The sequence below is a fragment of the Enterococcus sp. AZ101 genome (assembly GCF_050499005.1).
In the GTDB taxonomy this organism is placed as follows: domain Bacteria; phylum Bacillota; class Bacilli; order Lactobacillales; family Enterococcaceae; genus Enterococcus_L; species Enterococcus_L ureilyticus.
Window position 1 is genome coordinate 18,736 of sequence record NZ_JBMHEZ010000004.1, and the last position, 26,212, is coordinate 44,947.

Below are 26,212 nucleotides of genomic sequence, written 5' to 3' on the forward strand. Positions count from 1 at the left end.
TTGGATTCGTCCCGAACCGTTGACTCACAGAGTCTTCGTGGGACGGTGTACTTTTGGGTCAGCTACCTCATATTCTTTAACAGGTGTTCGTGGTTCAGGTAGCTCTTGTCCTCTTGCTCGTGCAAGACGTTCTTCAAATCTATTTGTAGGTGCATCCAGTGTATATACTCTGTTTAATAATTTATCTGCACGTTCAATCAACCCTTTGGCCTGTGTTGTAATGGTTTCTAATGAAGTGGTCAATTCTTCTAATTTATTTCCCTGATCTGTCCAGGAAGACAGATAGCCAAATGAGTAATCACTTGTATCTAATCCAAGGTGATTCGATACAATATAGGCGACAGATTCCGCTTCAAATTCTTGACGGCAATATGTCTGGTCACCAAAGTATGCTTGCGAATCAGTATGAAGTGTTGCGTGGGTCAGTTCATGAAGTAACACTTTTAGGGTCATGATCTCCCCTAATCCTTGACGGACAACGATTTCTTTTTTTGTAGAATCATAGTAGCCGTTGGCTTCAATTGGAATAGGTTGAATAGAAACAGGCACTGGTGACAGTTCCACCAATGCCTTGTACGTTTGCATAAATGTTTTTGAGTCGTCCATATCCTCTGATAGGTTGTAAACAGGTTTAGGAATTTCTTTCCCCTCTGTTTGACTAACATCAAAAACAGGGGTTAAGAAGTAACGTGTTTCTTTGACGATCTCACCATTTTCATCGGTTACTTTATTGCCTTCTTTATCTACTTTATCTTTAAAGTAAGGCGCATAAACGTAGATTGCCTTACTCCCTTTTTTAACATATCGTTCTTTTTTCTTCCAAGCTTGAAAGCCTGCAACGTGTTGAGCCATTGGATTTTGAGCTAAAATCAATCGGACATTTTTTTGAGAATACTTATGAAACTTAGAAATAAAATCTAAATAGTTTTGAAAGGTATCGCTGTCTAAATAATCCTTGATCCCCTCTTCCAAGTGTTCAGACAATGCTTTGTAATCTTTCTTCTTTATAATTTCTGAAAGAGAGAGTTTAGGTGATTTGCTCTCTTGCACAAATGATTTTTCTACCATGAAGAATCTCCCTTCTAGTGTTGTGTTCCCTTGCATTATCTTCTTAATGAAGGTGCTTGCTCTACCGATTTTTCTTGTTTTTGATAGTGTTCAGCGACTTCTTTTGACTGTACTTTTGCTTGTACAACTCTTTCTTCAAATTTATTTTTTGTACTACTTACTTCTTTGGATTTGGTATAATTTTTATCCATTGTACTGATAATTTCGGTCGCACTTTTTGAACTATCCGTCAGTGACTTCGTGAAATCTTCAACGGCATACCCTTCCTCTTTTAATTTAGAAAGAGAAGCAAATGTAAAGGAACTCGTATCTAATCCAATATGATTGGCCACCATATAGGCTGTCGCTTCTTGTTCAAAGACATTCAGTGAAGGATCTTTTTTTAGAATCTCATTTTCAATATTGTGTAAAGGAATCACTTCATTGAGAAGGGTCTGAATGGTTCCTTCTTTTCCTAATCCTTCATTGATAACGACAGTTTTATTCACTGCATCATAGTGACTATTTAGATTTCCTAGTGGTTGAAACGTAATGTCGGCATCCGATAAGTTGGCCAAACTTTCGTAGACTGCCATAAACTGCTCCCTATTTGATAAGTCATAAGTGATCGGTGCTTTTAATTGACCAGCTGTTGTTTGACTGACATCATAAACAGGCTTCAATTGGAAATCAACCGTTGTTTCTGGTTGGTTATTTTCTTTATATTTAACTCGTCCTTCTTCATCTTGAATTGGTACAAATATAGGTTGGTAAATTTGGATTGGTTTCGCATCTTCTCGTAGCTCGTATCCTAGCGACTCCCATTTCTTCTCATTTGCTACTTGTGTTGCCCTAGGATCTTGTTCCATAATCAATTGAACATTTTTAGGAGAGTAATTATGGAACTTGCTAGCGGAATCAAGATACGTTTTTACATTTTTTGGATCATAATAGTCTGCCATATTTGACTTTAGCTGAGTATTGATTGCATCCGTATTTTGAGTAGAGAGTGCAGTATTTAGTGATTCCTTTTGATCCTTTTTATGTTCAACGACTTGCTTCGCTGCTACAGCGGAAGCAGCAACGAACGGATCTACCGTAAGTTCTTTTACTTCTGTTTTTTTTGTCTCTTCATGAGTTCCTTTTTCAACGGAAGTGAGTTTGTCATTCACAGTGTTTAACTGTTGATCTACTCGCTTGAATATGTCGATTGAGCCTTCTTGACGTAAAAATTCTGGTTGTTGAACGAGTTGTGCTCGTTCTTGTTCCAAGCGCTCTTTTTCCTTCACAAGATCTGACAACTCATTCAAGGTTTCACCTTTAACTTCTTTCGTTGCGGCTTCATTCATTTTAGGTGTGGAAGCTTCAATACGACTTTCTACTGCTGCAATAGCTTGTTGATTTTCTTCTAGTTCTTTCTGAAGTGTATCGATTTTCGCTAATGGATTCGTTTGTATTTCCTGTTGGATCTGTGATAAGAGTGTTTCTTTTGTTTCATTCAGGGTAATGTACTCTTGAACGTCTTTGATTAATGCAGAATCCTGATTTAAGAGCACTTCCTCCTTTTTATCTTCTGAAATTTTCGTTACTTCTTCAGACACAATCGCTTCTTTTTTTTCTCCAGTTTCTAAAGCAAAACGTCGATCAATGGACTCCACAAAGGTTCTGATTTTGTTGTTAAGCGCTAGTATTGGCTTATTAAAAGCGTTTTTCACATAGATTCGTAACTGTTTAGCTTTTTCTTTAACATTCGATACAGCCACCTGTTTTGTTTCTGCTAAAGCATCAGCTAATGACCGTGTCACCTCTGAATTAACCGATTCTACTGTTTGGATTAATCCTTCTTTTAGCTGCACAGCTTCTTCTTTTGTTGGTTCTTTTAATAAGTCATGTGAGGTCTGAAAGTGTGCGATTAGTTGTTCTATTTTTGCAAAATGTTCGTCCATGATCTTTTTTACGTCTTCTTCTGTTAGGTAATGTGTGGGGTCATTGGTATTTTCCATCGTCTGAATGGATTTTTCTAGAACCTCTTTTAGTTCTGACAAATAATCATTTTTAACAGTAAACGTCTTTGATTGAGGTACATTTTTTTCTTGCTTTACATTTTGCTCTTCTAAAGTTGGCTCTACTGATTGTGCTTGTCTTTTTTCCATATTTTTTTGCTCCCCTTTATTGATAAGTTGTTTGCTCTTTTTATCCTTCACATGATCATTCCAATCGGACTTCGGTTTCCCCGGCAATAGTGGTGGTATCTCTTTTTTCATTACACCAAATCCTCGTCCAAAACCTTTAACGAACCGTTTCCCTGCTTGATCATTATCTACAGCGAAAACAAATTTGATTTTGTCCGTTTTTAATGTTGACTTTTGTAGCTTCGTTAATACATTGATTTTTTCTTCTTCAGAAACAGCGGAGCCTAAAAAATTAGCGACATACTTTGAAACGGTCTCTTTCCGTAAGCCGTTCATACAAAGCAGTACCGCATCACCTATCATTTCCTTGTTTAGTTCGTAATAACTCATAAGATCTATTGGCGCTTCAAATACAATGATCGTCAGTGGATTTTCTTTTGTAGCGGTGGCTTCTGTTGGGGGATTACCAATTCGGACGGTTAATCCGTAGTAGCCATCACCCCAAGTTCTTTTTAAATAGCCTCTGTCACCATGTAATTCATGATTTTCCCACATTCCTTGTAAAGCAATTCCCTTTACCTTTCCATCGAAGCCAAAGTGCTTGAATACAACGACAGGTTCCGTTTTTCCTGATTCTTTATCCTTATAAGTAGCCTGTGCAATTAGCCCTTTTTCTACAAAAAAGTCAACTGTTTCTCTGGAAAGCTTCCGTTCATTGACTAAATAATCAATTGTCGCATCCATTTTGCTATGTTCTTTTAAGTGATAGTGAAATGGCCGTCTTTTTGCTTGTTTGACTTCGTCGAAAGACCCAACTTCAATGTTATTCAAGTAATTGACCGCTTCTTTTGGACTACAGTCCTTTACGATTTGAACTAGTTGAATAGCGCCCCCACCTCTTTGGCGAGAATTCCAATAAAACAAGTTCTTTCGAGTATTAAAAACAAAACTATCGTGATCTGACCAGGTATAGTTACGACCATTCCGAACTAAATCCATTCCTAAACTTTGGGCAACTTCTACGATATTTTTTTCTTCAGCTGTTTCTAATGCTTTTTTGCGTTGTTCATGTGTTTGCGCCACATTCATTCCCCCTTTCCAAAACAAAAAAAGAACGATCGTTAATTGATCGTTCCATTTTTTATCTTATGCAGCATCGTCCATAATCGTGCCGTGATCCACAATATCTTCTTTTCTGACTTTATCCAATAACTCTTCTTCCTCATTACGATAACGTTTGTATGTGTACCAGTTTTCGTCTCCAGGATCATTGGCAAGTTCTGAAGCTTTCTCATGATCGCTTACTTTATACTTTTTGTCTTTAAAAACATATTGCCCAGAAATATAAAGTAGCGCATCTGATCCTTTTAATCGACCAATTTCATCAGGCGTTAACAAATCACGGCCAATGGTATCACGGTTTTCAGAGCCACCTCCTTGTCTTCCCTTAGAAATACTATGTTTTCTAATAGAAATTGTTTGCTTACCTGCTCGTTTAGAAAGATATTCTGTAGTCTCTTTTTCATCTCCTCCTAGAAAGAGAAAACTATCACAGCTATTGACCAACGTTGCCCAACCATATTTGTACATTGTTTTTAGTTGATCCAATGCTTGCAGAATAATAACAATCGACATTTCTCTACTTCTAAACGTCGCTAAAGCCTTGTCTATATTTGGAATACGTCCAATATTTGCAAATTCATCAATGATAAATCGGACATGCAACAACCGTTTTAGCCCATTTAATACACGAGCACCAGTTAATACTTGGTCAGCTTTATTTCTTAAAACTTCCATTGCAGTCGCAAGAAAAATAGCTGACAAGAAATTGTACGTATCAGACGTTTCAGGAATGGTAATAAACACTACTGTTTTTTCCTCATTCCATGATTCGATATCCATTGTGTCGGTACGAACCATATCAACCACTTGTTCATGATCAAAAATTGAATAACGACCAGCTGCTATTGCAAGAACACTCATACGAGTTTCTGATTTATACAGATCATTGAACAAAGACCATTGTTTATAAGCATAATTATTCGGGTACCGTTCATTCTGCTCTTCAAACCATTCTTCTACAGGACTTGGAACTTTAGGGTCTTTACGTTCAGTAAAGCGTAGCATATCTGCGATCATACCCAAATGTGGAAGATAATCATTATCTTTCCCATCAAACCACAAGTAAGCGATAAACGATCGAATCAACAATGCTTCTGCTTGTCTCCAAAAGTCATCCCCTCCTTGTTGATCATTTTTCTTTGTTCCTTCAGTAATTGCTTCTAGTACACGGTCAATGTCTAATTCTGTGTGAATATACTGAAAAACATTGAAACTATCACTATTGGCAAGTGTTGCCAAATCAAATATTTTGATCTTATAATTATTCTTCTTAAACATGCTACCTGTTTCATGGACTAGTAACTTTTTAGGATCGGTAACAATATATGAGGCATTCATTTGCATCAAATTAGGTTTGACAAATGTGAAGGTTTTACCAGTTCCAGGGCCACCTACGACCACGCCATTTTTATTTTTTTGATATTCGTAAGCAAGTATTCGGTTGAAAAGGCCCATTCGTGCACTTCTCGTGTAGATCAAATTATTTTCAGGGATTTCATCTGCAAATTTTTTGATCTCTTCTTTAGTCGCAAATCTAGCAGAACCGTGCTCTTCACCATTTCGATAAGTTCCTCGATCGTTATCATAGACATACATTAATAACCCACTGAAGAAACCTAAGAATCCCACACCAAACGCTAAAAAGCTAGGCGTGATAAAGAATGAAAAAAAAGAACTCCCTACGTATGGTAGAAGTTCTCTTGTAAACAAATAATTCAGTTTTAACGAGTAATCATATCCTGGTAACAACCAAAAGAAATTTCCTATCAAAAAGCCAATAACAAATAATACACATGCAAGAATAAGATATGGTTTCAGCTTCTTTTTGTATATCTGCACTAAATACCACGTCCTTTCGTTTTTTGATTGGTTGGCTGAATAGAACCTTTATAAGCCGTTTGAGATTTAGCATAAGCGATTTTTTCTTCAAATGTCATGGTTCCTGGTTTCTTCAAAATCTTTTTTGGGTCTTTCTTAATATCTGTTATCACTCGTTCTAAGGCCTTTTTTGCTAACTCTTTATCTTTCACTCGAAAGTATAGATTCGTGCCTTCTGATGTCTCCCAGAAGGCAAAGGGAAGCCCTTGTTCTCCCAAGTATTCTTTTAATTTTGTTAAATTAACTTTTTCATTTAAAAAAGCCGAAGTTAAAGGATCACTTCTGCTCATGAGTTTATACAAATTCGTTTCACCATTCATAGGGAAACGACTGTCTTTTATTTTTACTAGTCCATCCATTGATAAGTGAGACAACGCCTGGAGTGTCTTATCCAACGTGTTAGTCCCCATTATATAATATCGATGGACGATTTCTCGCTGTTCCATTTACTCACCTCAAAATAAGTTTGTACCCTCAGACTGGCTTAAACTAGATTTTGCCTCATTCCAAAATCACAATTATTGTGGATAGTCATAATACTTGATGGTATCGTCAAAATCTTCATAAACAACATAAACACTCATTATTTTTTTCTTGAATAGATTATACATGGGAACGGCTCCAATACATTTTTTATACTTGTGCATGATTTTACGAGTATCAATGGAAAAATTAGTTCCTTTATCTAATCTTTTGACTAATGTCCCTTTTTTTGCCAATTTCAAAAGTTCTTTTTCTGTAAATGGTTGAAGTTTCTTCATTTTAAACCTCATTTCTAATTGGCTACTTTTTTATGGGCTAAAAAATCAATCGGTTGATTGGCCACTTTTTGTTGCTCTACTTGTTCAATCACCTTTTCGTGCGTTTCATTGAATGAAGCAAGTACCTGGGCAAAATTAGCTTTTAAGCCTTCGTTCATTTCTTTTTGTTTAAATGCTAGCTCGTCTTTCTTTCCTTGCAAAATACGAGTCAATTGATCGGTTTGTGTCTTGTACTCAGCCGCAATATCATTAGATAGTTTTTCTTTAAAATGAATGTCTAATTCTTGTTCTTTGGTTGCTTTCTTCTCAGCACAAGTACGTTTAATAGTTGCTACCGCTGATTCGTGGCGCTTCTGTTCTTCTTTTAGCTCTTTTTGTTCTTCATTTTCTAGCACAAGGATCTCGGCATCAATTGTCCGCTTCTTCTCAGTCTGAACACGTTTTGTCACTTCTTCTTCAATCAAGTGACGAGTATCAAGCTCTTTGATTTCTTGATTAATTTTGGTTGTCTCTTCTTCCACAAAACTAGAAAGACGAGAAGAAAATTCATTTTTTACAAGATCCAACACATCACTTACAGCCCCAATCGAATCAGGAGTAGATAAAACGGGTGGTTCTTCTGCTTTTGGTTCAATCGAATCCAAGGAAAGGCTTGGATATGATTTATCTGAACTTACTTCAGTCTGTTTCTTCTTAATCACCGGCTCAGTTTGTAATTCCATATGTGTAAAAGGCTTTTTTAGGCTGAGATCTGAAGCATTTTCTTGCTTTAGTTGTTGAATTTCTTCTTGTTGCATTTCTAGTTGATACATAAGATTTTCGATTAATTGTTGCTGTTCAGCCTGATCATCGTTAGGATCTACGAGGTCCTGTTCTTCAAAGTTCATTTCGCTAATTTCAACCGTTTCAGGTGCTTGCTCTTCCAAACATTTTGTACCAGACTCCGCCAGTGCTTGTAATTCTGGCGGCAATTTTGGTGTACCTCCTTCATTTTTAGTCGCTTCAGTTGCTTCAGGAAGAACAACCTCTTCAAATGCTAGTTTCTTTTTCGTATAAAACGGTGAAAGTAATTGATCAAAATAGGGGTTGTCTTCGTATAACGGCAGCTCGATTTTAAATGCATAAAGTATTTCTTTACCTTTTTTGCTTTCCTTAAATTTTTCTGCATACACCCAACCAGTCTCTTCTACTTTGATTAAGTGGTTATTTATGCCAATAACATAGTTGACTAATGATTCTGGAGTCAGGATCGATTCTGTTTGAATATTATCTGAATGAATCACTTCAAAACTGAATGTTCCCTTTAAAAAATTAAACATGTTCAGCTCCTCCTTCATTATCCTTTGGTGCTTCTTCTAAAGCAGGGTCAGCTGTTTGATTAGTTGCTAAAAGTGACTTTAAGTCCGTTAACGTAAGATCATTTTCAATCAATAAAGCGGAAAGCAGTTCGGCTTCTGTCTGCTTAATCTCCGTTTCTTTTTTACTAACAATTTCTTGTTGCTTTTTTAATCGCTCTTTTGCTTTTTCCAGTTCATTTTCTAGCCGTTTTTGTCTCTTTTCTAATTCTTCGATTCTACTCATGGCTTGATTCCTCCGTTGTGGTTAATGTGGTTGAACTTGTCGTTGTTAGCTGTGTTTGATCAGAATAATTGGATTCTGTCGTTACATTTGTGTTGTATGAATTGCTGTCCGTATTTAATAAATTTGTCAACGTCACAGGCTCCAGTTTATCCACCAAGTATTTTTTTCCTTGCTGCGTAAAGGTTAATTGCACAGCTTCTTGATTCGATTGATTCTTCAGTGCGCCTTCATCGGTCCCAATTTTAATTCGTTGAGTATTTTTGTATGTCACAACGCAAATTGCTGTATCTTCTTCAGTATTAATGTATATATTCGCTGAATCCAAGACCTGGTTGACCACATATCCTCTATACGCTTGATTAACTGGTTGTTTTTCTTCCGTTGTTAACTCGTTATACATAGAGGTGGTCACCAAAGGTTCATATCGGTTGCGATTCTCACCTAAATCTTTTCTTGTATAATAGGCAATAAGAAATTTTTGTACCGTATCGGTAGTAAGGTCTTTTTTCTTTTCTACAACCTCTTGTTTAACTGGTTTTTGTGCCGATTTTTGCTTGTTTTTTCCTACACTGAATCCAACGAAAAAACATAGAAACACTAGAAAAAGCAGGCCTAGAGTCCAGCCTGCTTTCTTTAATTTTCGTATCTTGTCATGGTTATACATAAGAACTACTTTCTCCTTCCATTAATTCACACGCATAAAGAATTCGCCTGCTTCTTTTTTCAAGACACGCCAACTCATGGAATATTCGCCACTCACATTCATTTCAGAGATCACAAATGTTCCATCACTATTGACATATTCTACGAATGCCACATGTCCGTAAACTGAACTTGATCCAGCCACTCCATTTGTAAAAATCACAGCATCTCCTCTTCTTGGCGTTGAAACAAGGCTTGCGCCTGGTGTTTGGGTATAATTAAACACCCATTGGTTAGCATTCCCCATTGTTGGGTGAATGGATTTTCCTAATTGTGCCATTCTGTTGTATACGTACCACGTACAGTTTCCTAGTGCATAGGCGTTTCCTGGCCACCCTTGTCCTGGTTTTGTTTCCTTGTCTGTAGGTAGTGGTTTCATTTTGTCTTTATATTTTTGGAATACTTCATTACTAGATCCATTGACTTCATTACCTGAACTAGATAAAAAGTTAAACCAGTTTTGTGCTGCTTGTATTCGTTCACTTACTTTGTCTCCAGGATTCCCTTCCCAATTATTTAAAAAGTAAACCGTTAATTCTGGCACCGTCGCTGCAACCTTATTTCCAGCCGTGTTAGCAGCCATTGTTCGATACGCTGGAGAATCGCCATTGAATATAAAGTCTAACTGGAGTTGTAAATCATACCATTTCTTGTTTTTTGATTTTGCATAATCCAGCAACAAGGTATGACGTGTGCTTCCGTCAGCTGTATCTGTCCATTGACCTAGTCCTAGGCCTCTATGAAGAATGTTTGGGAATTTTCCATAGATTTCCGTTCCGCCCATTGCTAACCAAGTAGGGTTATCCCAAGAATTGACACTTGCTCCAACAGGCGGGTTTAAGTAATCACCTTCTGCTCGTTTTGGATTGATCCCACTTTCTACTGAAAAGTTGCCTAAGATAGCCGCAATCCCTTCTTTTTTATAGCCTAATTTTGTAAGATAGTCATAAACTTCATTTGCTCTTTTTTCTACGTCTTGTCCAGGGGCAAAATCAGACATTCCAAGAATTGTTGTTTGAACATAGGTAACGCTTGGAAAATAAAAAGCTGGATTTACTGTATACCATGTTTCTTCTTTTTCTAAATTCGAATTGATTTTTATCTTGAATTTCTCATATTTAATCGTCACTTTTTCTCCTGTAGTATTTCCAAGAAATGTTCCTTCGGCTATCGTATCATTCACTTTGAAACGACCACTAGAAACCCCTTTAATGGTCAACCTAGCATCATTCTTTTCTGTTATAACTATTGAATCACTCGAAAGTATTTTTGTGATTTTCCCACTCATTGGAGTATTAAATGCACTATTTTTATCTGTCATGACTTCAATGCTATCATTCATTTTCATATCACCATCGACTTTATCATAACCATAACGTCTAGAGATAATTAATGATTCTGTCTCAAATGGAAAAATCAGTTGCCCATCCAAAGTGCTATATCCTAATCTATTTTTTATCTCAGTAAATTCTTCATAGTCCTCATCGGTCAGATAGTAACGATAATCTTTTTCTTTGATCAAATCATCCATTGTTTTCAACTTATAATCAGGTGACTTTCCATTTAAATCTTTCCAAAGTCTGTTCAACTTTAGAACATATGGCAATGTTCCGTCTTTTGCTGCTTCCCATATCTTGTAATCCTCATAGCGATAATTCATGTAAAACATAACATCGTCAATATTGCTGTAAAACACGTTTGTATCATCACTATGTTTTGCATCTTGTTTTGTCAGGTGGGTCCATGCTTCAGTCAGATCATCTTCATCTTGTAAAATTGCAGGTTTTGTTGTTCCTCCTGCTACTGCCAACAATACAAAGACAACTATGAATACAAGCATGACTATCCAAGTGATAGGATTTTGGAGAGCTAAAGAGACCGCCTTTATAACTGACTTCTTCCCACTTAATATAGAACGTAGAAGTCCTACTCCATTTTGTGCTTTTTTAGCAGCTTTCGCAGCTTTCATTCGTTGTCGATGATTACGTATTTTATACATCAATTGTTTTCTTGTAGTAAGATTCTCTGGTGTTCGGTGGAACCCACGTCCTCTCGAAAAGTTAAATGTTCGATTTCCTAAACCATAAACACTTTTTCCTGTTTTCAATACTACTTTTCCAGTATTCTTACCAACTTTTAGGCCAATACGAATCTTTTGATTGGCTCGTCGTGCTTTTTGATACGTCTCTGCTCCTTCGTTTAATAAGTCGTCTCCATTCATCACTTTTCTTGCTTGCTGCTTCAAATCTTGTTTTAAGGAAACTTTTGCCTCACCTTTTAATTGAACAGAAATTCTAGTTTTATCTTTTGCCTTTGTTTTTTGAAACACACGCTTTGCAACTTTTTTGCCATTTTTATCCTCAATAAACTTTTTCTTTGCAATGATATGGTCTATCGAGGACGGTTTCCCGTCATTTTTCACATTGATTTTATGCTTTTTTAGTTGACTTTTATAACTTTTTCTAGAAAGTTTATAGTCTTTTTTTGCCTGTTTAAATGCTTTTTTAGATACTTTCGTTGCTTCTCGTGGATTACGAAAAGCATTTTTACTAACACCATCCTTCACTCTTGGCGCAAGCTTTTGCTTTTCTTTCCAAGAAGGCTTCTCTTCTTTCGTCATACACTCACTTCCTAAGCATCTGTGTTCATGATTTTAAAGAGTTCTGTATTCTCTGGAATAGGATTTTCAAATGGAACGATCGTACCATTGGCATAGATCAACCCTGTTCCTTGTGGCACTTTTTCACCTACATATTTCAATAATTTAGGTTTCAAATTGACCGCTTCTTTAAGTCGTTGTAAATCTACTGGTTTTTGACGTAATAAAATCATAAACTCACTATTGGAAAGCATTTTTATACCAGCTGGACTATCCAACATAGTAGAAATATTTTGTGTGATTCCTGTTGTAATCGCCCCATACTTACGAATACGCACCCACAAGTTCAAAAACCAATTAGCGGAACTTTCTTCTTCAAAATTCACTTGTAATTCATCAAAGTATAGACGAGTAGTGACTTTTCCTTGATTAGCAACTACTTGTTTCCAAATCTGATCTAAAATAACCTTCATCGCAAAAGGTTTCATTTTTTCATCGAGTTTTTTGATATTGAATACGACAAATTTTGCGTTCAAATCAATATTTGTTTTATGTGCAAAAATATCTTGAGAACCAATACAGTAAGTTTCTACTTTTGTTGCTAACGTTTTAGCTTCAGGTTCCGGCTGTTTTAATAAAATGTCATACCATTCTACTAAAGTTGGAGCTTCGGCATTTCCCTCAAAGGCCGCATAAGTTTTTCTTGTCACACGGTCAACGATCGAGGCATCCTCATCTGTATAAGATTTAAGTAGCGATTCAAATAAGCTAGACAACAAATTCGCTTTTTCCTTAACTAAATCGACATTACGATCTTCCGAATCTAATAATCGGCTATCAACCATATCTAAAATGTTCAAGTGGTGTTGAGTGCCTGTTGAAATATCTAAAATTTCAGCTCCGAAAGCTCGTGCAATAGGGATATACTCACTCTCAGGATCAACAATACGGAACAAATCATCAGGATAGCGCAACAACGCACTAATCATTTCCCATTTTGTCGCCATCCCCTTACCTGCACCCGACGTACCAAAAATTAATCCGCTAGGCGTAGGCAAGTCTTTTTTTCGATCCAACGTGATCACATTATTTGTCATTTGATTCCGTCCATAATATTGACCTGTTGGGCTTTGTAACTCAACATTTGTAAAAGGTACCTGTGAAGCTACGTTGGTACTCGTCATATCACGCATGTAATTCATTTCTACATCTAAATATGGTTTTCCAATCGGTAAAATCGTATTCAACGCTTCTTCTTTGTAGTCTTCAACTACCTCAAAGTCCACTTGCCATGTATGGCCAACGTCCTCAACAGCTTTAATAGACTCCTCTAACTCAGCTTCTGTTTTCGCAATCAAAAACGTAGTAAAAATCCCTGAAAACATTTTTTGTCCGTTTTCCTTAATTTCCTCCATTAAGGCTTCAGTTGATTCTTTGGTGTCCTTCAAATCACCGGCAATCATATCTTCCCCAACACCTTGACGAAAATTGTCTTTTTGTTGCTTACTGATTGCTACATTATTCAGTGTCTGCATCGTTTGAATATTTTTCTTTGCTCGGATCATGTCGTATGGGGCTGCATGTATACTGATTGCAAGCTCTGTTCCAATTGCACATAATTCTCGTATCAAACGATCTTCTAAGTATTTAGGGTACTGACGAATATAGAGTACTGCCGCATAATATTCGCCTAAACGCATGTATTTTTTTTCTTTCACAAAACGAATTTTGCCAGGAACAATGAAGGCTTTACTATTTAATCCCGATACCGCAATATCTTGATACGTCGTACTAAAATAAGAACTAGGACGCAACAAATCATTCATAACTGACAATCGTTCTACACCATTTAATGGAGTGACAGACAGGTCTACATCATTTGCTTCAAAACGATTTTTGAAGTTTTTTGCGATTGTTTCAATATTTTTATTGGCCTGTTTTCTAGACGAACTTTTTGTTGTAAATGTGGCATATTTTTCAATAGTAAAGTTTCGTTGGTCTTGTTGGAACTGTTTATCAATGATCTCATTCATTTCTTGGCGATAATTGTCCAATGGATCTGCCGCATAAGGTAATAAAATAGACTCTAATAAAGAGTCATCAATTCGTTTATTAAGAACTAATAGTTGATATCTTGAATTTTTATCTAGAGTATTCAACCCGTCCGCATAACCAACCACGATATCTTCCTGTTCTTGTTCCATTGAAACCTCATAATCGACTTCACCTAATCGATAGGTCTTGGAATACTCCCCTTCAACGACATGCATTAACCCTTCCTGAAACTGGCTAGTGTACTTAATACTGTCTTGCGCCGTTGGATTGGCTTTTTCCATCACACGTTGTTTCATTTGCTTTTCTGTTTGTTTAGATCGAATCTGTTTCTTTGACGGTTTCTTTTTGAGTAAATTCATGTTTTTCATATCTCCTTATCTGTCCTGATCTATAAGGACGATCTTCATAATAAAAGTAGAGTTCAATTTTTCGTTTCTTCTCTCTCCATGCATCTAATAGTAAAAGTACTGGATATGCCCCTAAAATAAGCGCTGTTGGGACACAAAAAATCAAGAAAGCCCAATCAGGAAGAAAAAAGATTTCTATTCCTAACACAATAGCTATACCAATGAATATGACATATGCCTTGAATTGCCTTATACTGATTCCCCAAACTTTACGCTCAATTTTGGACACATCTTTATAAAACTGTGATCCTATTGCCATCTTACATCGCCCCCATAAATCGTTTGGCCATTCCTTGTGATCCTATCAAAATAATGATGATCGCTACATATTTCAAAATAAGTGAAATGTAGATCATTATATTAATGACCAATGCACCTGCACTAGACCATACTCCACCTTCAAATGAAGCAAACGACAAATAATCATTTGCTGTTAATATTGGAATTAACCCAATAATTAACACCAATAAAGCACCTTGCAATACGAGTGCCATAATCTGTTTGATATAGCCCACAGCAATCGATCGTAATTCATCATTTACAAAGAAGGCAATCAAAATGGGCGCCATTGCTTTGACGATATACAGCTGAATTCCTCGTAAAAAAATGAGAATATTCGCAATAACACCCGATAACCACAACGCAATATAGGCAAATATTTGAAACAAAAATACGATTGGTTTTGCCCACCATGAAACTTTCCCCATTTGAGGTATAGCATCACTTGTTCCGGCGATAGTAACAATCGAATTGATCCATTTGGCAATCTGAATTCCGAACCATACAATACCATCCACAATATATCCTGACATCATGATTAAAATGAATGCTACGATATATTTCATTGCTAAGTCCGCCAAAACTTCAACACCTAAACGGTCTTCTTCCGTTTTGAATTTTTTTGTCGTATTTGATAGTTCCACCATGAAAAGAATGCCTAAGATTGCTATTCCTAAAGGAATAAGAACCTTAGCAATCTTTTCCATAACTTCATTCGTTGTTGGATTATACTCTCCTAAACTTTGAAATAATTGATTGAGGGTAGACTCTGGAACATTCATATCCTTCCCTCCTTAAAATTTAATTGCTCCTAATTGAACAAGAATTGCTGCCGTGACACCTGCTGAAATAAGGGTAATTGCTCCACCTACCACTACGGCTTCGATACCTTTATCCGTTTTTCTTGGATCATCATTAGCCATTCCTGAACGAACATCTTTTACACCTAAAAGTACACCTACTAGTGATAATACAGTGATAATAGCTCCTATCGCTGTAACTATTTTTGAAACGATATCCATTATATTTCCTCTTTTCTATTCATTTTTTTGTTATTGCCATTCTGAAGAGTGAAAATTATCCTCTTGTCCAAATCCGTCAAATCCTGATTCTTCTTCGCTGTTTTCAAACTCTTCTAGTGTTAAAAATTCTTTTATTTGCGCCTGTGGCTGACCTTGATATGATCCTTCTTCTACTCGAATATAAACGTCTTTTCTTGTAAGAAATTTCAACGTATCTGGATTATATCCAAAGGTCAAATCTGGAATCTCAACACCGTTGTCTTCAATGCTCGCAAGAAGAAAATTCAAATTGTCTTGTGTAAAATCATTTCCAAACGTTAAAAAGAAACGACCTTGTTCTTCATTTTTCCCTTCAAGAAATAGAATAAACATATCGCTTCCGCTTTTTGCTTGTTTATTCACTACTTTTGTAATAGTTGCTGCATGCGTTCCTACTGAAAACTGTTTAAATCCATTCCTACGCTCTGTTGGTCTTTGATATTTCATTGATTTTCTCTCCTTTAAACTAATTTTTTTACAACAAAAAAGCACCTATTCCCATAGAAATAAGTACCTTGTCTTCATTATTAAATTTCCTATTAAATCAATGATCATTCTCTATTAGTAATCAACACTGCTATATATTTTTTTGTTCTTTCGTTGTAATAACAATAATAATCAGGTGCTAAACAAATATTCTCTAAGTGAATTACCTCTCCATTTAAGATTTCATTTTCCAATTGTCCCAAATCACTGCTATCAAAAAAGTCTTCATTCAAAGATAGATACTTTCTTCTCACCTCATCAAAAGCTGCTTCAGGAAATTCCCTTTTACAAAATGGCCATTGAGTATGATCAATTTCTATTACATATCTTGCAATTTCAATAGTTGCTGAATTGACTTTTTTCATTGATTTTCCTCCTTTGATCTGATTTTTTTTACAACTTTCTCTCTTACTTAAAATTCGTCCCAATTGTCTAATCGACGTTCTTCAGGTGATAATTCTACTAATTTTCGTACATAGTCGCCTGATTCTATGGAACTTCTCAATTCATTTACTTTTAGTAATTCTTGCTCTAACTTATATCTGTTTTCCAGAGAAATATCCATCGAACGTAAACTTAAGTCTATTTTATCTTCAAGAATACTGAAGCGTTTGATTACGTTTTTCTTTTCAAATTCATCATAAAAACAAGCTTTTAAAACTGACTCCTTGTTTTTAGGATCAAAAATATTTTCTATTAACTGATTTCTTTCTATAAAGCTCAATCTAAACAGGTAAATCATGGATACTAACCCACCAAAGAGTAAAAAGTAATCTAAATAACGCACCTGGTTCACCTCATTCAAAATAGCCGTTAAATTTTGTCATTTGCTGGATCTGTGATTAAAACTGACTTATCATCTAGCTTTTCAGGTAATACTAAAGCATGAGACATTCCCGAACCAGAGCAAAAATCCGGTTTATTCATAACTACTGGTCTATCCATAAGTAAGTGATACTCATCAAAAAATAATCTCTTACGTGGCCTACAATGTTTCCATTTACGATAAGAATGTTCTTTTCGTCGTTTTCTTTCCATAAAAATCTGAATCGGATCAAACGTGCTAGCATGATCAAGTCGATCCAAATCTAAAACTGCAACGTCATATCCTTGCGCTTTAATCTTTTCTAACACATTAAAATGACTCATTTGATCACTCCCTCTTCAAATTTGGTCTGTACTGTCCCTTCTGGAACAACAAAGATCACTCTTTTTTCTCTGGCACCAAAAACTTTATTGAATTCTTTTTTTTATATTGGTGTTGTTCAAGAATAATTTTAGGTGAAACAGTTTCAGGTTTTTCTTGAATATAAATATTACCTTCAGATAAGCCTTTATACTGTTTAGATAAGGTTCTTAATTGGTAACCATTCTCTGTTTTTACAACATATCGATAATCTGTAAAATCGTTGCTTGAGATTTGATTCAAAAATATGCCACTTAATCCTTGTAGTTTAACTTTATCTTGAACATTCATTGAATACAGATTATCTTCCTTTTTTTTGACCCATTCTGACGGAGCAGCTTCTCTGTATTTATCCTCAATTGCCTTTAGTTCACTCGATTGGGCAAAAAGCGAATATATAAGTATTCCCATTGCAAATATAAAAATCAAAGGAAATAATTCAAACATATCCATAAGAATCACTAATCCAACACCTAGTAGAATAACAATAACTAGCAAAAGTATTTGTCCTAATGTTAAATCAGGAACCTTCTTCACTTCCTCTAAATAGTCTTGATACATCGATTACACCTGCCTTAAAATAGTTTCTAATTCGACTGATTCATTTATTCTTTTTTCCCATTTGTCTAATTGAAATTGAGTTTTACTGCTTCGTGACACATCCTTACAGTAAAAAAAGACTCGCTTATCTATTTTATTATGATTAACAGCTCGTAAGCGATATAACTTCACGTTTCCATTCGGATGAATGATTCCTAAATAGGAAAGACTATACTCTTCATTGGACAAATACACTGTTTCCTTTCCAAAATGTCGTTCATCTACTGAATAGACTAACTCTAATTTTAGTTCTTTTGTCGCCCCATCTAAATTCAACTGTTGATCAGTGTCAATGAATTTTTTCGGAATTAATGTTAAGGGTAAATTTGTAATCACTTTTTGAATATTTCTGTTGGAATCACGCTCCTTTAACATAGCCAAACCTCTTTCTCTTTAATAATTGAAATAAGAAAAGAGAAACAACGAATTGTTGTTTCTCTTGCCTTGTATTAACGTTTTGATAATAATTCACGTTTTTTTCTTCTGTATAATTGTAGTAGTTGTTCTCTTTTCCAGAAGAGACATGCGCCAATCACTAGTACCCATCCAACTACCTTTAGAATAGCCATTTGTGGTCTATCACCCGTGTTAGGGAGTACCGCTGCAACAACTTTCTCAACTGGATTTTTTGATTCTTCCTTCTTAGGTGTTGACGCTCCTGGTGTCTTATTGACACGTTTTTCTGTAATGTGGTGATCGTCTGTACCATCTGAATCTGTCCACTGTTGATCGGCAGTATTGATAATCTCATAATCTGCTTTCACAGTATCTTTTACCGTCATTGGTACGTCAATCTTGTAATAGTCCCCAAATGGCAGTTTCTTTGTATCAACAATCGATACTTCTTCACCCTTAGAATTTTTCGCTTTAGTAAAGACGTTTGCAGCAATCACTAATCCCTCGTCTGTATCTTCCACTTTAAACAAGTCTGTCACGTCTTCTCCTTTGTCGTTGTAAACTTTCACTTTTTTCGTATCAACGGTCAAGGCTTCTTTGTCGTACGTGTCAACCATTCTTAAATTAGTTAATTTACTTGTTTCATCAAATGGACGTGTGTCTAGCCATAATTGATAAACCAATGTATCACCAGCATTTACAATGGTAGTATTGATATTTTCTTTTTCATTGTTATCTGTTTTATCATTGTATGGATCGCTATTTGATTCTTCGTAACGATCCTTCATTTCTTTGTCGTCATCCAATAGGCTATCTCCTGTTAAATCAACCTTTTCTTCAGACAAATCAAATTTATGTGGTTCAGGTTTCGGTGTTTTTGTGAATACTTCGTTAGAATCCTGTTTCACATCGTTGACTGTTTCCACGAAGGTATTCACTACCTCGTCAGACGCTTTGAAACGGTAGAAAGAAGCATGGATTGTAAAACCGACTTCTTTGTCTTTATGTTTGTTTACAAGGTCTAAGAAGTCCTTTTGAGCAGTAAATAAGACCTTGCCGTCCTTATCTTCAGCTGTGATAAATTCCGTTGGGAGTTCATCGCCTGCTTTGTAAGAATCAAAGTCTGTTGTTGCGTATAATTTAAACCAACCATTATAACGATCAAAATTTTCGTCGTAGTCGTCGTTGATTGTCCATGTTGTAGTATCGCCACGGTTTGGTTGTAAAACACTAGCATTTAATTCGTAGAAGAAATCTGAATTTAGCGCCACATTTCCCTCATTGATTGATTCGCCTTTATCTGTTTTTGTGACATCTTTTGTAGGCGGTGTGGGTGGTGTTGGCGGTGTTTCTTCCTCTGGATTGTCGTTAAAATGCAACGTTGACAAGCTGATTGTTGGTTTTTCTGTTGTGATACTTCCAACGGTTCCTTGACTGTTTGGATTTTTTTCTGCACTGCTGTCTTGTAGCACAAATCTACGAGTAGAAAACGGCTTAGAGAAATCTTCATAATAACTAGCAGTGATAGTCAAACTATCTTTTTCACTGTCTGTTTCCATATGAACATAGACGGGTTTAATATCCTTGTAGCCTTCAAGCCCTTTTGTCTCTTCGATTTTCCAATCACCATAGACTAAGTTTCCTGTCGCATAGCCATCGTCTCCACTTACTGGATCAACGCCTGTCGTCATGACTACTGGATCAGCAATTGTCCCTTCCATCGGCGTTGCAGTAAACTCAATATCATTGATTCCTGAACCCCCTTGATGTTCAGGTAAGGTTGCCATTTTATTGATCTTGATTGCAGCATCTATGATTCGATTCTTCGCTGTTAATTCGTCCCCAATAACTGTTTCTGTTTTTTCATCTTTGTACTTGATTGAAAAATCATGATTGAGTCCATCTACTGTGTACCCAATCCCTGCATCGATTTCTTTCCAGGAGTAATCTCCTAATGAAAGAGTGCCGACAGAAGCTTTCAAACTTTTTGGATCTACTTTTATAGCAACGTTATCACCAAAGTCTACTGTTGTTCCCCCGACAAGCGCACTGGTCACTTTTTCCCCAATCAATAAGGTTGGATTCGGTTGATCGCCCCATTTTACTGGATCACCTTTTTTATGCGGTGAGGAACCTGTGGACGTATCGTTATAGAACAATTGGAAGACAGTTCCTGTTAAATCTGCTTTCCCATTAACGGCTGTTCCAGTATCTTTATCTACTTTTTGAATAGTAGATTGACCTAATACTGGCTTATTTTCCAGTTTCAACGTAGTCGTCTCACCCGTTTTTATGATTGTATTCTCATTTGGACGAACCGTTTGTCCTGTAGAAGCCCAACCTGTCGAACGTTCCACAACGGTATAATTTCCTTTCATAATTCTTTTTGACTTTCCATAACCATTTTTATCTAATTTTATTGTATCTAAGACTTTCCCCTCTTTGTTTTTTACATCAAATAAGAGTTTGTCAAAGGAATAGTTGCTATTCCATGGCTTGTTGCCAAACCCTAAGACAGATTTGTTGATTTCAAGAAAGCCACCTAGCAGCTCACTGATCTTGAAAGGTGAGTTCCCAAAGTGACCTGATACAATGTCTAGGTGATTCCCTGCACCGTCCATATATTTATACTGAACCCAGTTACTATTGTATTTTTTCAATACCACGTAGCTGTTTTCAGTTAAATCAGACGAGTCTTCATTGACTGCCCCATCAGAGGTTGAACGAAAGCCGTTGCCGACTTGTGTTAATGCAGTATCAGGCGAAAGAACATAGCCTAATGCTCCATTAGCACCCATTTCCGCTAATTGATTGGCATCAATATCCGAGTTTTTGATAGGCATTAGTGTATCATCTTTGGGTAAAGGTTGACCTGTGTCACTATTGATAAAGGTTAAGGTGTAGGAACTGGATTCAAGATACCCCATTAAGGTGCCATCTGAAGATTCTCCACCGGTACCTCCGCCTTCCGTTTGACCACCACCAGTATTTGATCCTCCTCGGACAATTGATCCCCACCCTAGTGTAATCACACTATTTTGAGATTTTGCGCCCATGAGTACCGTTTCATAGGGCGTACCATCAGGTTCTGTGGCACTATTGACTGTAACCTGTAATGAAATTGGGATTAATGACCCATCATCGGTTTTAATTGCCGTTCCCACATTTTGAACATACGCTGATTGTCCGACAGGTATTTCTATGGCCGAATCTGTTGGTAAAAATCCATCTGCGCCTAAAATCGTTGTAGCAGAAGAACTGATACTTGACAACGGTTTTCCATTGAAAAGACTAGTTGACGAACCCCACGCAGCTTGGTTAATAATGTACGTTGGATTGCCTGCACCTTCTAATAATGCTGCTAAAATATCTTGAAACGTGTCACTGGCCATATCATCGGTTGGTGATTTGATAACAGGCGCATTGTTAATGGTTCCAACTTGCGTTGCCCCTTGTGGTAACTCTAAAGCATTAACCTGACTACTTGTGGTTGCGCCAATTCCTAAGAGTAAGGTCAGCAACCCTACACTTGTAATACCTTTTCTAATTTTCTTATAGATTGGACTCCTTTCTTTTGGTTTCCGTTCATCGGAACGAAACAGCTTTTTCCACTTCATATCATTCTCTCCCTTAAAATATAATTAGTTTATACCGTCATTTCGGACACAGAAAAAAGCAACCTCTAATTTAAGGTTGCTTCTCATTCGCTATGAAATTATGGTTTGTACCAAGGGCTGTTTGGATCTTTGGTTGGATCACTATTAGCTGCATCTTTTTCTGCTTGGTTTCCTTGTTCTTGCGTTAACGATCCATCAGAATTACCTCCAGTAGAAGGTTGAGCAGGTGGAGCTGCATTGCCACTACCTGTATGACCGCCACCTGTGGCAGGAGGTGCTGTATAACCGCCACCCGTGTTGCCACCGCCTGTATTGTCATACCCTGCTCCTGCATTCGCATAATTGTTTGTTGCAGGTGCGTTATTCGTTCCTGCTTGTGCTTCTGTTCCTGTTGCACCATTGTCTAGTGTCGCAGGTTGTTGGGCTTGTGCTGTTGCGTTTGCTGCTTGTTCTTCTGCTTGTTTTGCTTGAGTTGTTTTGTCTGCTTCTTCTTTTGCTTTTTTATCACTATCGGCTTTTACTTTATCAAGTTGAGCTTGTAAGTCTTTTTTAGCTTTTTCATTTTTGACTTTATCTACTTCTGTTTTCGCCGTGTCGTATAATGTGGAATCAGTAGAAACAACTTTGTTGTCTTTAAAAACCTTACTGACTTCTGTTTTAGCTTTTTCGATTTGATTCAATTGATTTTCAGCAATCGAAAGCAATTCGTTGATCGTTTTATCATAGGTTGTTGTTGCGCCTTCTTTAAAGTCTGATTTTTTTACTTTTTCTACAATCTCTGTTGTTAAATCGTCTGCAATCGGTAAATCCTTTTTAACATCTGATCCATTGATTGCTACGGCTGTTTGTGTCTGTTGATACATCCCGTTAATATCGATTAATGTTTGCATCGCCGTTTTAGCTTTTTTCATTTTTTCCTTTACAGCAGTTGCTTCTGACTCAAATTGCTTTAGCTCTTTTTTATCGTATTTTTTATTTTTTGAAATTTTAGTTTTTTCGTCTACTTGTTCTTGTAAATCATTTAGTTGCTTTGTTTTAATTGATTTACTCAAAAAATCAGGGTCTTTAGAATCAAACAATGTATTTATTTTTTTTTCTAAGTCTTTTAGATTGCCAGTTGATTGTTTCAATTCCTTTGTTGCTTCTGCGGCTTTTACACTCGATTGATTTTTAGTATACGCATAAGTTCCACCTACACCTAACACAACTGCCGCTGCAATCACTACTAGTTGTTTTTTGGATAACTTTTTCATTTTACTTCCTCCGTTTTACGTTTTTTTATGTACCCTTTGGATTTTCTCCAACAAAACAATGTTTGATCAGAAACGTTAAATTCTGCTGCTATTTGATTCAACGTATACCCATAATGGACCAACGTTAGAAACTTAACTTCATCAATTTTTTCCAAATTATTTTTTTGATCTTGTAGGAAAATCTGTCTACCTAACGTCACTATCTGCTTGTAATGTTCTGTTCCAGTCTTTTTATACCAATCTGGATCTTTATTTAACAAAAGAAGTAACTCATTCCACCTAAGCTTTTTGCGTTCTTGATTATCCAATTCTACACCTCGTTTCTACAGTAAACAAAGAAAGGAGTTGATACTTCAAGCGTAATTTATTACTCACTTTTTATCAAGTCTTTTCTGTACTAATAATCAGTCTACTGCTATGTGTTTATTCATTGAGATCATCTTGTCCTATTTTTTTGAACGTAAATATTTGTTCAATCGGCACTTCAAAAACATCCGCTATATCGTGGGCAAGTAAGAGTGACGGATTGTATCTATTCCGCTCTAACTGTATGATCGTTTGTCGTGATACGCCTACTTTATCAGCAAGTTCTTGTTGTGTCATACGCTGCATTGCCCTGTATACGTGGATACTAGATTCAAAGCTACTATTCTTTTTCTTTGGCATGATTATTCTCTCCTTTTTGTTGTTCACTCTTTATATCTGTGATACTAATACCTGCCATAAACAAACTCAGCAGAAATAGTAAAAATGTTATCACAAGGAAAATTAATTCAAATAGATCTTTGTTAAAACTCAACTGACCAATAATTATGGTTCAGATAGTCTATTTTTTTTGAAATATCATTTATTGCTTCTTTTTTTAGTGGTTTAACAATCGTTAAATTTCCTGAAATCAAATTCATTAGTTCAAACTGATAAAAAGAATTACTGTTATAGGAACTCTCAGAAATCTTCTGAAGTACTTCGGAAAGTTCTTTCCCATTTGACCATCTATTTCTCCAAACAACTACTTTCAACTTTCGTTGGAATTTTTTGTAATGAGTGAACAATTGAATTGTTTTTACAGCCTTCTTATACTCTTTCTCTTCGTATGACTTGTGTTTCTCAATACTTTTCGATAGAAAAAGTTGAATGATATTCAGTAAAAGAAGCCCACCTATTACTATCGGAAATGTTGTAAGTAAGAAAGTCGTCATTGAATTTACTAGATTATAGGGTGTATCCAACATATCGTGCATTACAGAAGTTAAAAACTCTTCTCTTTGAACCTGTTCCTTCTCCATATTTTCTTCAAAAATCCACTCGTATTTAGCTATTTCATTTTCTTTCACTCAATCACCCCCACGCTTCTTTGACGGTTCGTTCATTTCGCAACAGTTCAGCAAGCAAATCTTTTTCATGATACTGACGATTGTTGCCTGCTTTCTTGCGTTCTTTGCGTTTTTTATCCAGGAGAAACGCCAAATCGTCGTTCATTTGATCGGTAAACGTAATATACCTTCGCTTTTTTGAAGCCACATTGTTCCCTCCTTCGGGTGTTACACCCATTTTGTTTGGGTGTAACACCTAAAAATGAATAGCCTTCTCTTATTTACTAATTTTGTTTTTGTTACGCAATAGTGTTGCTGTCGCAGGGTTTATAGCAACCGTAACCCCAAACTCTAGGAAACGACATACGAACCTCTCGTACGTCTGAGCAAGCTAATGATCGTTGATCATTCTCTCCATGTATGTGACATTTTTACTGTTGTAGTTCTTGCCCCTGTCCCTTAGTAGTCACGCTGATAAACAGGGCGGTCATTGCACACCGACATATAGGTTTCGTCTTCTTTCGTTCTTCCTCAGTTTTCCATCCTATCTGTTAAAAATAGGCATTGTCTTGCTTCCTCTACCCTAGTTAACTAGTAAACAATAATATCTCATCATGGCTTGTACTAGTTAAGCTCTCATCCTAAGTTCATAAGTTTTCGAGGTTACTCTGAAAAATTTAGAAATCCCCTGAAACATGTGTTGCTAATTCGTTCGTATTAAATTAGCAAATAAGAAAAGGCTAATTTTCTATTTGATTAGGTTTGTTGCGTTTGCTCTTTTTCGTTTTTCTCTATTTTGACATTTTTTATCCGTTGCTGCGCTCGCTGTTTTACAACTTCTGGTTGGTTATCGTCACATGTAAACTTGTATACTGTTTTTGCTAATTGAGCGCCCTGTAATGTTTCTCCCATTCCCTTTCCTGTTTTTTTCAGAGGTAGTAGCCTTGCTTGATTGCTCTTATAATTTCCTGATCGACTAGCAATTAACACGCCTTTATTTTTACGAGAGTAGACACGTTCAATCTCATTGTAAATATCCATTATGTCATCAACTTGATTCGTTTCAATGAGGTGTTTACGCCCCTCTAAGTATAAGATTGCCTGTTGAAAGATTCGATCACTTTCAATGATAAATTCTCTCTTTTTCCGCCCTTTTCCTTTTTGAAATAACACTACTCTTTTTGCATACTTCAATACTTCTTCGGGTGTCATAGACGTTGTCGGCATAGGAACTCTCCTTTCTTTTACACTGATGTAATTATTTATTTCTAACAAGTTAGCAAACAACAAATAACAAATCGCTGCAACAATACAAAAAAGGGGACGATATACATTTGACTGTATATCGTCCCCTTCATCGTAACCATCACACACGTTATCTATTATAAATTCCTTAACTTACAAGCAAATAACTGTAAAAATAAACACTCGTTCAGTAGAATAAAACAAATGCAACTTTAACCTAATGAGTAATAGATTAACATTTTCTCGTTAAATTGCTTGGAAAGACATAGAAACAAAGGTTCCTCTGTCAATTTCGTTTAGGAATTGCTATAATAAGACGTTGTGACGAACGTTACAACAAGGAGCCAAATATCAGTTTCATGTAGTTGTGTACATGAGCCTGACACCTTTGATTCTGCTTGACCTTGTATAAGGACGGCAATCCTTTTACAAGTTAGGAATCATCGGTGGGCTACTTATTTTATTTGTTGTTCACTAACTTCTTAAAGCTAG

25 protein-coding genes and 1 pseudogene are annotated in these 26,212 nt (G+C 36.3%); all 26 read right to left on the bottom strand.

All coding sequences use genetic code 11. From position 1 onward, the window contains the following. Window positions 1-24: 24 nt before the first annotated feature. A pseudogene (locus tag IGJ50_RS16840) lies at window positions 25-1,032 on the bottom strand (ArdC-like ssDNA-binding domain-containing protein); the annotation flags it as partial. Between the two features lie 71 nt (window positions 1,033-1,103). Beyond that, a complete protein-coding gene (locus tag IGJ50_RS16845) occupies window positions 1,104-4,262 on the bottom strand; it encodes a toprim domain-containing protein (protein WP_429951613.1) in 3,159 nt (1,052 codons plus the stop codon). Window positions 4,263-4,325: 63 nt separating this feature from the next. Further along, entirely contained in the window at window positions 4,326-6,140 is a 1,815-nt protein-coding gene (locus IGJ50_RS16850; protein ID WP_429951616.1) for a VirD4-like conjugal transfer protein, CD1115 family, read from the bottom strand. Beyond that, window positions 6,140-6,625, bottom strand: a complete 486-nt coding sequence (locus IGJ50_RS16855) for a DUF3801 domain-containing protein (RefSeq protein ID WP_429951618.1) — start codon at window positions 6,623-6,625, stop codon at window positions 6,140-6,142. The genes IGJ50_RS16850 and IGJ50_RS16855 overlap by 1 nt, the downstream gene beginning before the upstream one ends. A 72-nt stretch (window positions 6,626-6,697) precedes the next feature. After that, the gene (locus IGJ50_RS16860) at window positions 6,698-6,940 is read right to left on the bottom strand and encodes a hypothetical protein (protein ID WP_429951620.1); all 243 of its coding nucleotides are present in this window, start codon (window positions 6,938-6,940) and stop codon (window positions 6,698-6,700) included. 14 nt (window positions 6,941-6,954) lie between these two features. Beyond that, window positions 6,955-8,259 carry a hypothetical protein gene (locus IGJ50_RS16865; RefSeq protein WP_429951622.1) on the bottom strand — a complete coding sequence of 435 codons (1,305 nt, stop codon included), beginning with the start codon at window positions 8,257-8,259 and terminating at the stop codon, window positions 6,955-6,957. Continuing rightward, window positions 8,252-8,521 carry a hypothetical protein gene (locus tag IGJ50_RS16870; RefSeq protein ID WP_429951624.1) on the bottom strand — a complete coding sequence of 90 codons (270 nt, stop codon included), beginning with the start codon at window positions 8,519-8,521 and terminating at the stop codon, window positions 8,252-8,254. Before IGJ50_RS16870 ends, IGJ50_RS16865 begins: the two co-directional genes overlap by 8 nt. Then, on the bottom strand, window positions 8,514-9,185 hold the full coding sequence (locus IGJ50_RS16875; RefSeq protein ID WP_429951626.1) for a hypothetical protein: 672 nt from the start codon (window positions 9,183-9,185) through the stop codon (window positions 8,514-8,516). Before IGJ50_RS16875 ends, IGJ50_RS16870 begins: the two co-directional genes overlap by 8 nt. 21 nt (window positions 9,186-9,206) lie before the next feature. After that, complete coding sequence (locus IGJ50_RS16880; RefSeq protein WP_429951628.1) at window positions 9,207-11,843, bottom strand: phage tail tip lysozyme; 2,637 nt, start codon at window positions 11,841-11,843, stop codon at window positions 9,207-9,209. An 11-nt stretch (window positions 11,844-11,854) separates the two neighbouring features. Further along, a complete protein-coding gene (locus tag IGJ50_RS16885; RefSeq protein WP_429951630.1) occupies window positions 11,855-14,236 on the bottom strand; it encodes a VirB4-like conjugal transfer ATPase, CD1110 family in 2,382 nt (793 codons plus the stop codon). Continuing rightward, complete coding sequence (locus IGJ50_RS16890) at window positions 14,190-14,543, bottom strand: PrgI family mobile element protein (RefSeq protein ID WP_429951631.1); 354 nt, start codon at window positions 14,541-14,543, stop codon at window positions 14,190-14,192. Before IGJ50_RS16890 ends, IGJ50_RS16885 begins: the two co-directional genes overlap by 47 nt. 1 nt (window position 14,544) lies before the next feature. Continuing rightward, window positions 14,545-15,345, bottom strand: a complete 801-nt coding sequence (locus IGJ50_RS16895) for a type IV secretion system protein (RefSeq protein WP_429951633.1) — start codon at window positions 15,343-15,345, stop codon at window positions 14,545-14,547. Between the two features lie 12 nt (window positions 15,346-15,357). Beyond that, the gene (locus tag IGJ50_RS16900; RefSeq protein ID WP_429951635.1) at window positions 15,358-15,585 is read right to left on the bottom strand and encodes a type III secretion system protein PrgF; all 228 of its coding nucleotides are present in this window, start codon (window positions 15,583-15,585) and stop codon (window positions 15,358-15,360) included. 30 nt (window positions 15,586-15,615) lie between these two features. Further along, window positions 15,616-16,071, bottom strand: coding sequence for a type III secretion system protein PrgE (locus tag IGJ50_RS16905; protein ID WP_429951636.1), 456 nt, complete (start codon window positions 16,069-16,071; stop codon window positions 15,616-15,618). A gap of 104 nt (window positions 16,072-16,175) precedes the next feature. After that, window positions 16,176-16,475, bottom strand: a complete 300-nt coding sequence (locus IGJ50_RS16910; RefSeq protein WP_429951638.1) for a hypothetical protein — start codon at window positions 16,473-16,475, stop codon at window positions 16,176-16,178. A 47-nt stretch (window positions 16,476-16,522) separates the two neighbouring features. Further along, complete coding sequence (locus IGJ50_RS16915; RefSeq protein WP_429951639.1) at window positions 16,523-16,897, bottom strand: hypothetical protein; 375 nt, start codon at window positions 16,895-16,897, stop codon at window positions 16,523-16,525. 26 nt (window positions 16,898-16,923) lie between these two features. Further along, a complete protein-coding gene (locus tag IGJ50_RS16920; RefSeq protein WP_429951640.1) occupies window positions 16,924-17,259 on the bottom strand; it encodes a hypothetical protein in 336 nt (111 codons plus the stop codon). Between the two features lie 55 nt (window positions 17,260-17,314). After that, entirely contained in the window at window positions 17,315-17,857 is a 543-nt protein-coding gene (locus IGJ50_RS16925) for a hypothetical protein (RefSeq protein ID WP_429951641.1), read from the bottom strand. Window positions 17,858-17,860: 3 nt separating this feature from the next. After that, the gene (locus IGJ50_RS16930; RefSeq protein WP_429951643.1) at window positions 17,861-18,271 is read right to left on the bottom strand and encodes a hypothetical protein; all 411 of its coding nucleotides are present in this window, start codon (window positions 18,269-18,271) and stop codon (window positions 17,861-17,863) included. 74 nt (window positions 18,272-18,345) lie between these two features. Then, the gene (locus IGJ50_RS16935; protein ID WP_429951645.1) at window positions 18,346-21,909 is read right to left on the bottom strand and encodes an LPXTG cell wall anchor domain-containing protein; all 3,564 of its coding nucleotides are present in this window, start codon (window positions 21,907-21,909) and stop codon (window positions 18,346-18,348) included. 98 nt (window positions 21,910-22,007) lie between these two features. Then, window positions 22,008-23,162 (bottom strand): hypothetical protein, encoded by a 1,155-nt coding sequence (locus tag IGJ50_RS16940; RefSeq protein WP_429951646.1) that lies wholly within the window; start codon window positions 23,160-23,162, stop codon window positions 22,008-22,010. Continuing rightward, window positions 23,159-23,470, bottom strand: a complete 312-nt coding sequence (locus IGJ50_RS16945; protein WP_429951647.1) for a hypothetical protein — start codon at window positions 23,468-23,470, stop codon at window positions 23,159-23,161. Before IGJ50_RS16945 ends, IGJ50_RS16940 begins: the two co-directional genes overlap by 4 nt. A gap of 115 nt (window positions 23,471-23,585) precedes the next feature. Further along, entirely contained in the window at window positions 23,586-23,828 is a 243-nt protein-coding gene (locus IGJ50_RS16950) for a helix-turn-helix transcriptional regulator (RefSeq protein ID WP_429951648.1), read from the bottom strand. 122 nt (window positions 23,829-23,950) lie between these two features. Next, window positions 23,951-24,496: a hypothetical protein gene (locus IGJ50_RS16955; protein ID WP_429951649.1), complete on the bottom strand. Its 546-nt coding sequence runs from the start codon at window positions 24,494-24,496 to the stop codon at window positions 23,951-23,953. Between the two features lie 4 nt (window positions 24,497-24,500). Next, the gene (locus IGJ50_RS16960) at window positions 24,501-24,683 is read right to left on the bottom strand and encodes a hypothetical protein (RefSeq protein ID WP_429951650.1); all 183 of its coding nucleotides are present in this window, start codon (window positions 24,681-24,683) and stop codon (window positions 24,501-24,503) included. Between the two features lie 548 nt (window positions 24,684-25,231). Continuing rightward, window positions 25,232-25,702, bottom strand: coding sequence for a hypothetical protein (locus IGJ50_RS16965; protein WP_429951652.1), 471 nt, complete (start codon window positions 25,700-25,702; stop codon window positions 25,232-25,234). Window positions 25,703-26,212: the final 510 nt, after the last annotated feature.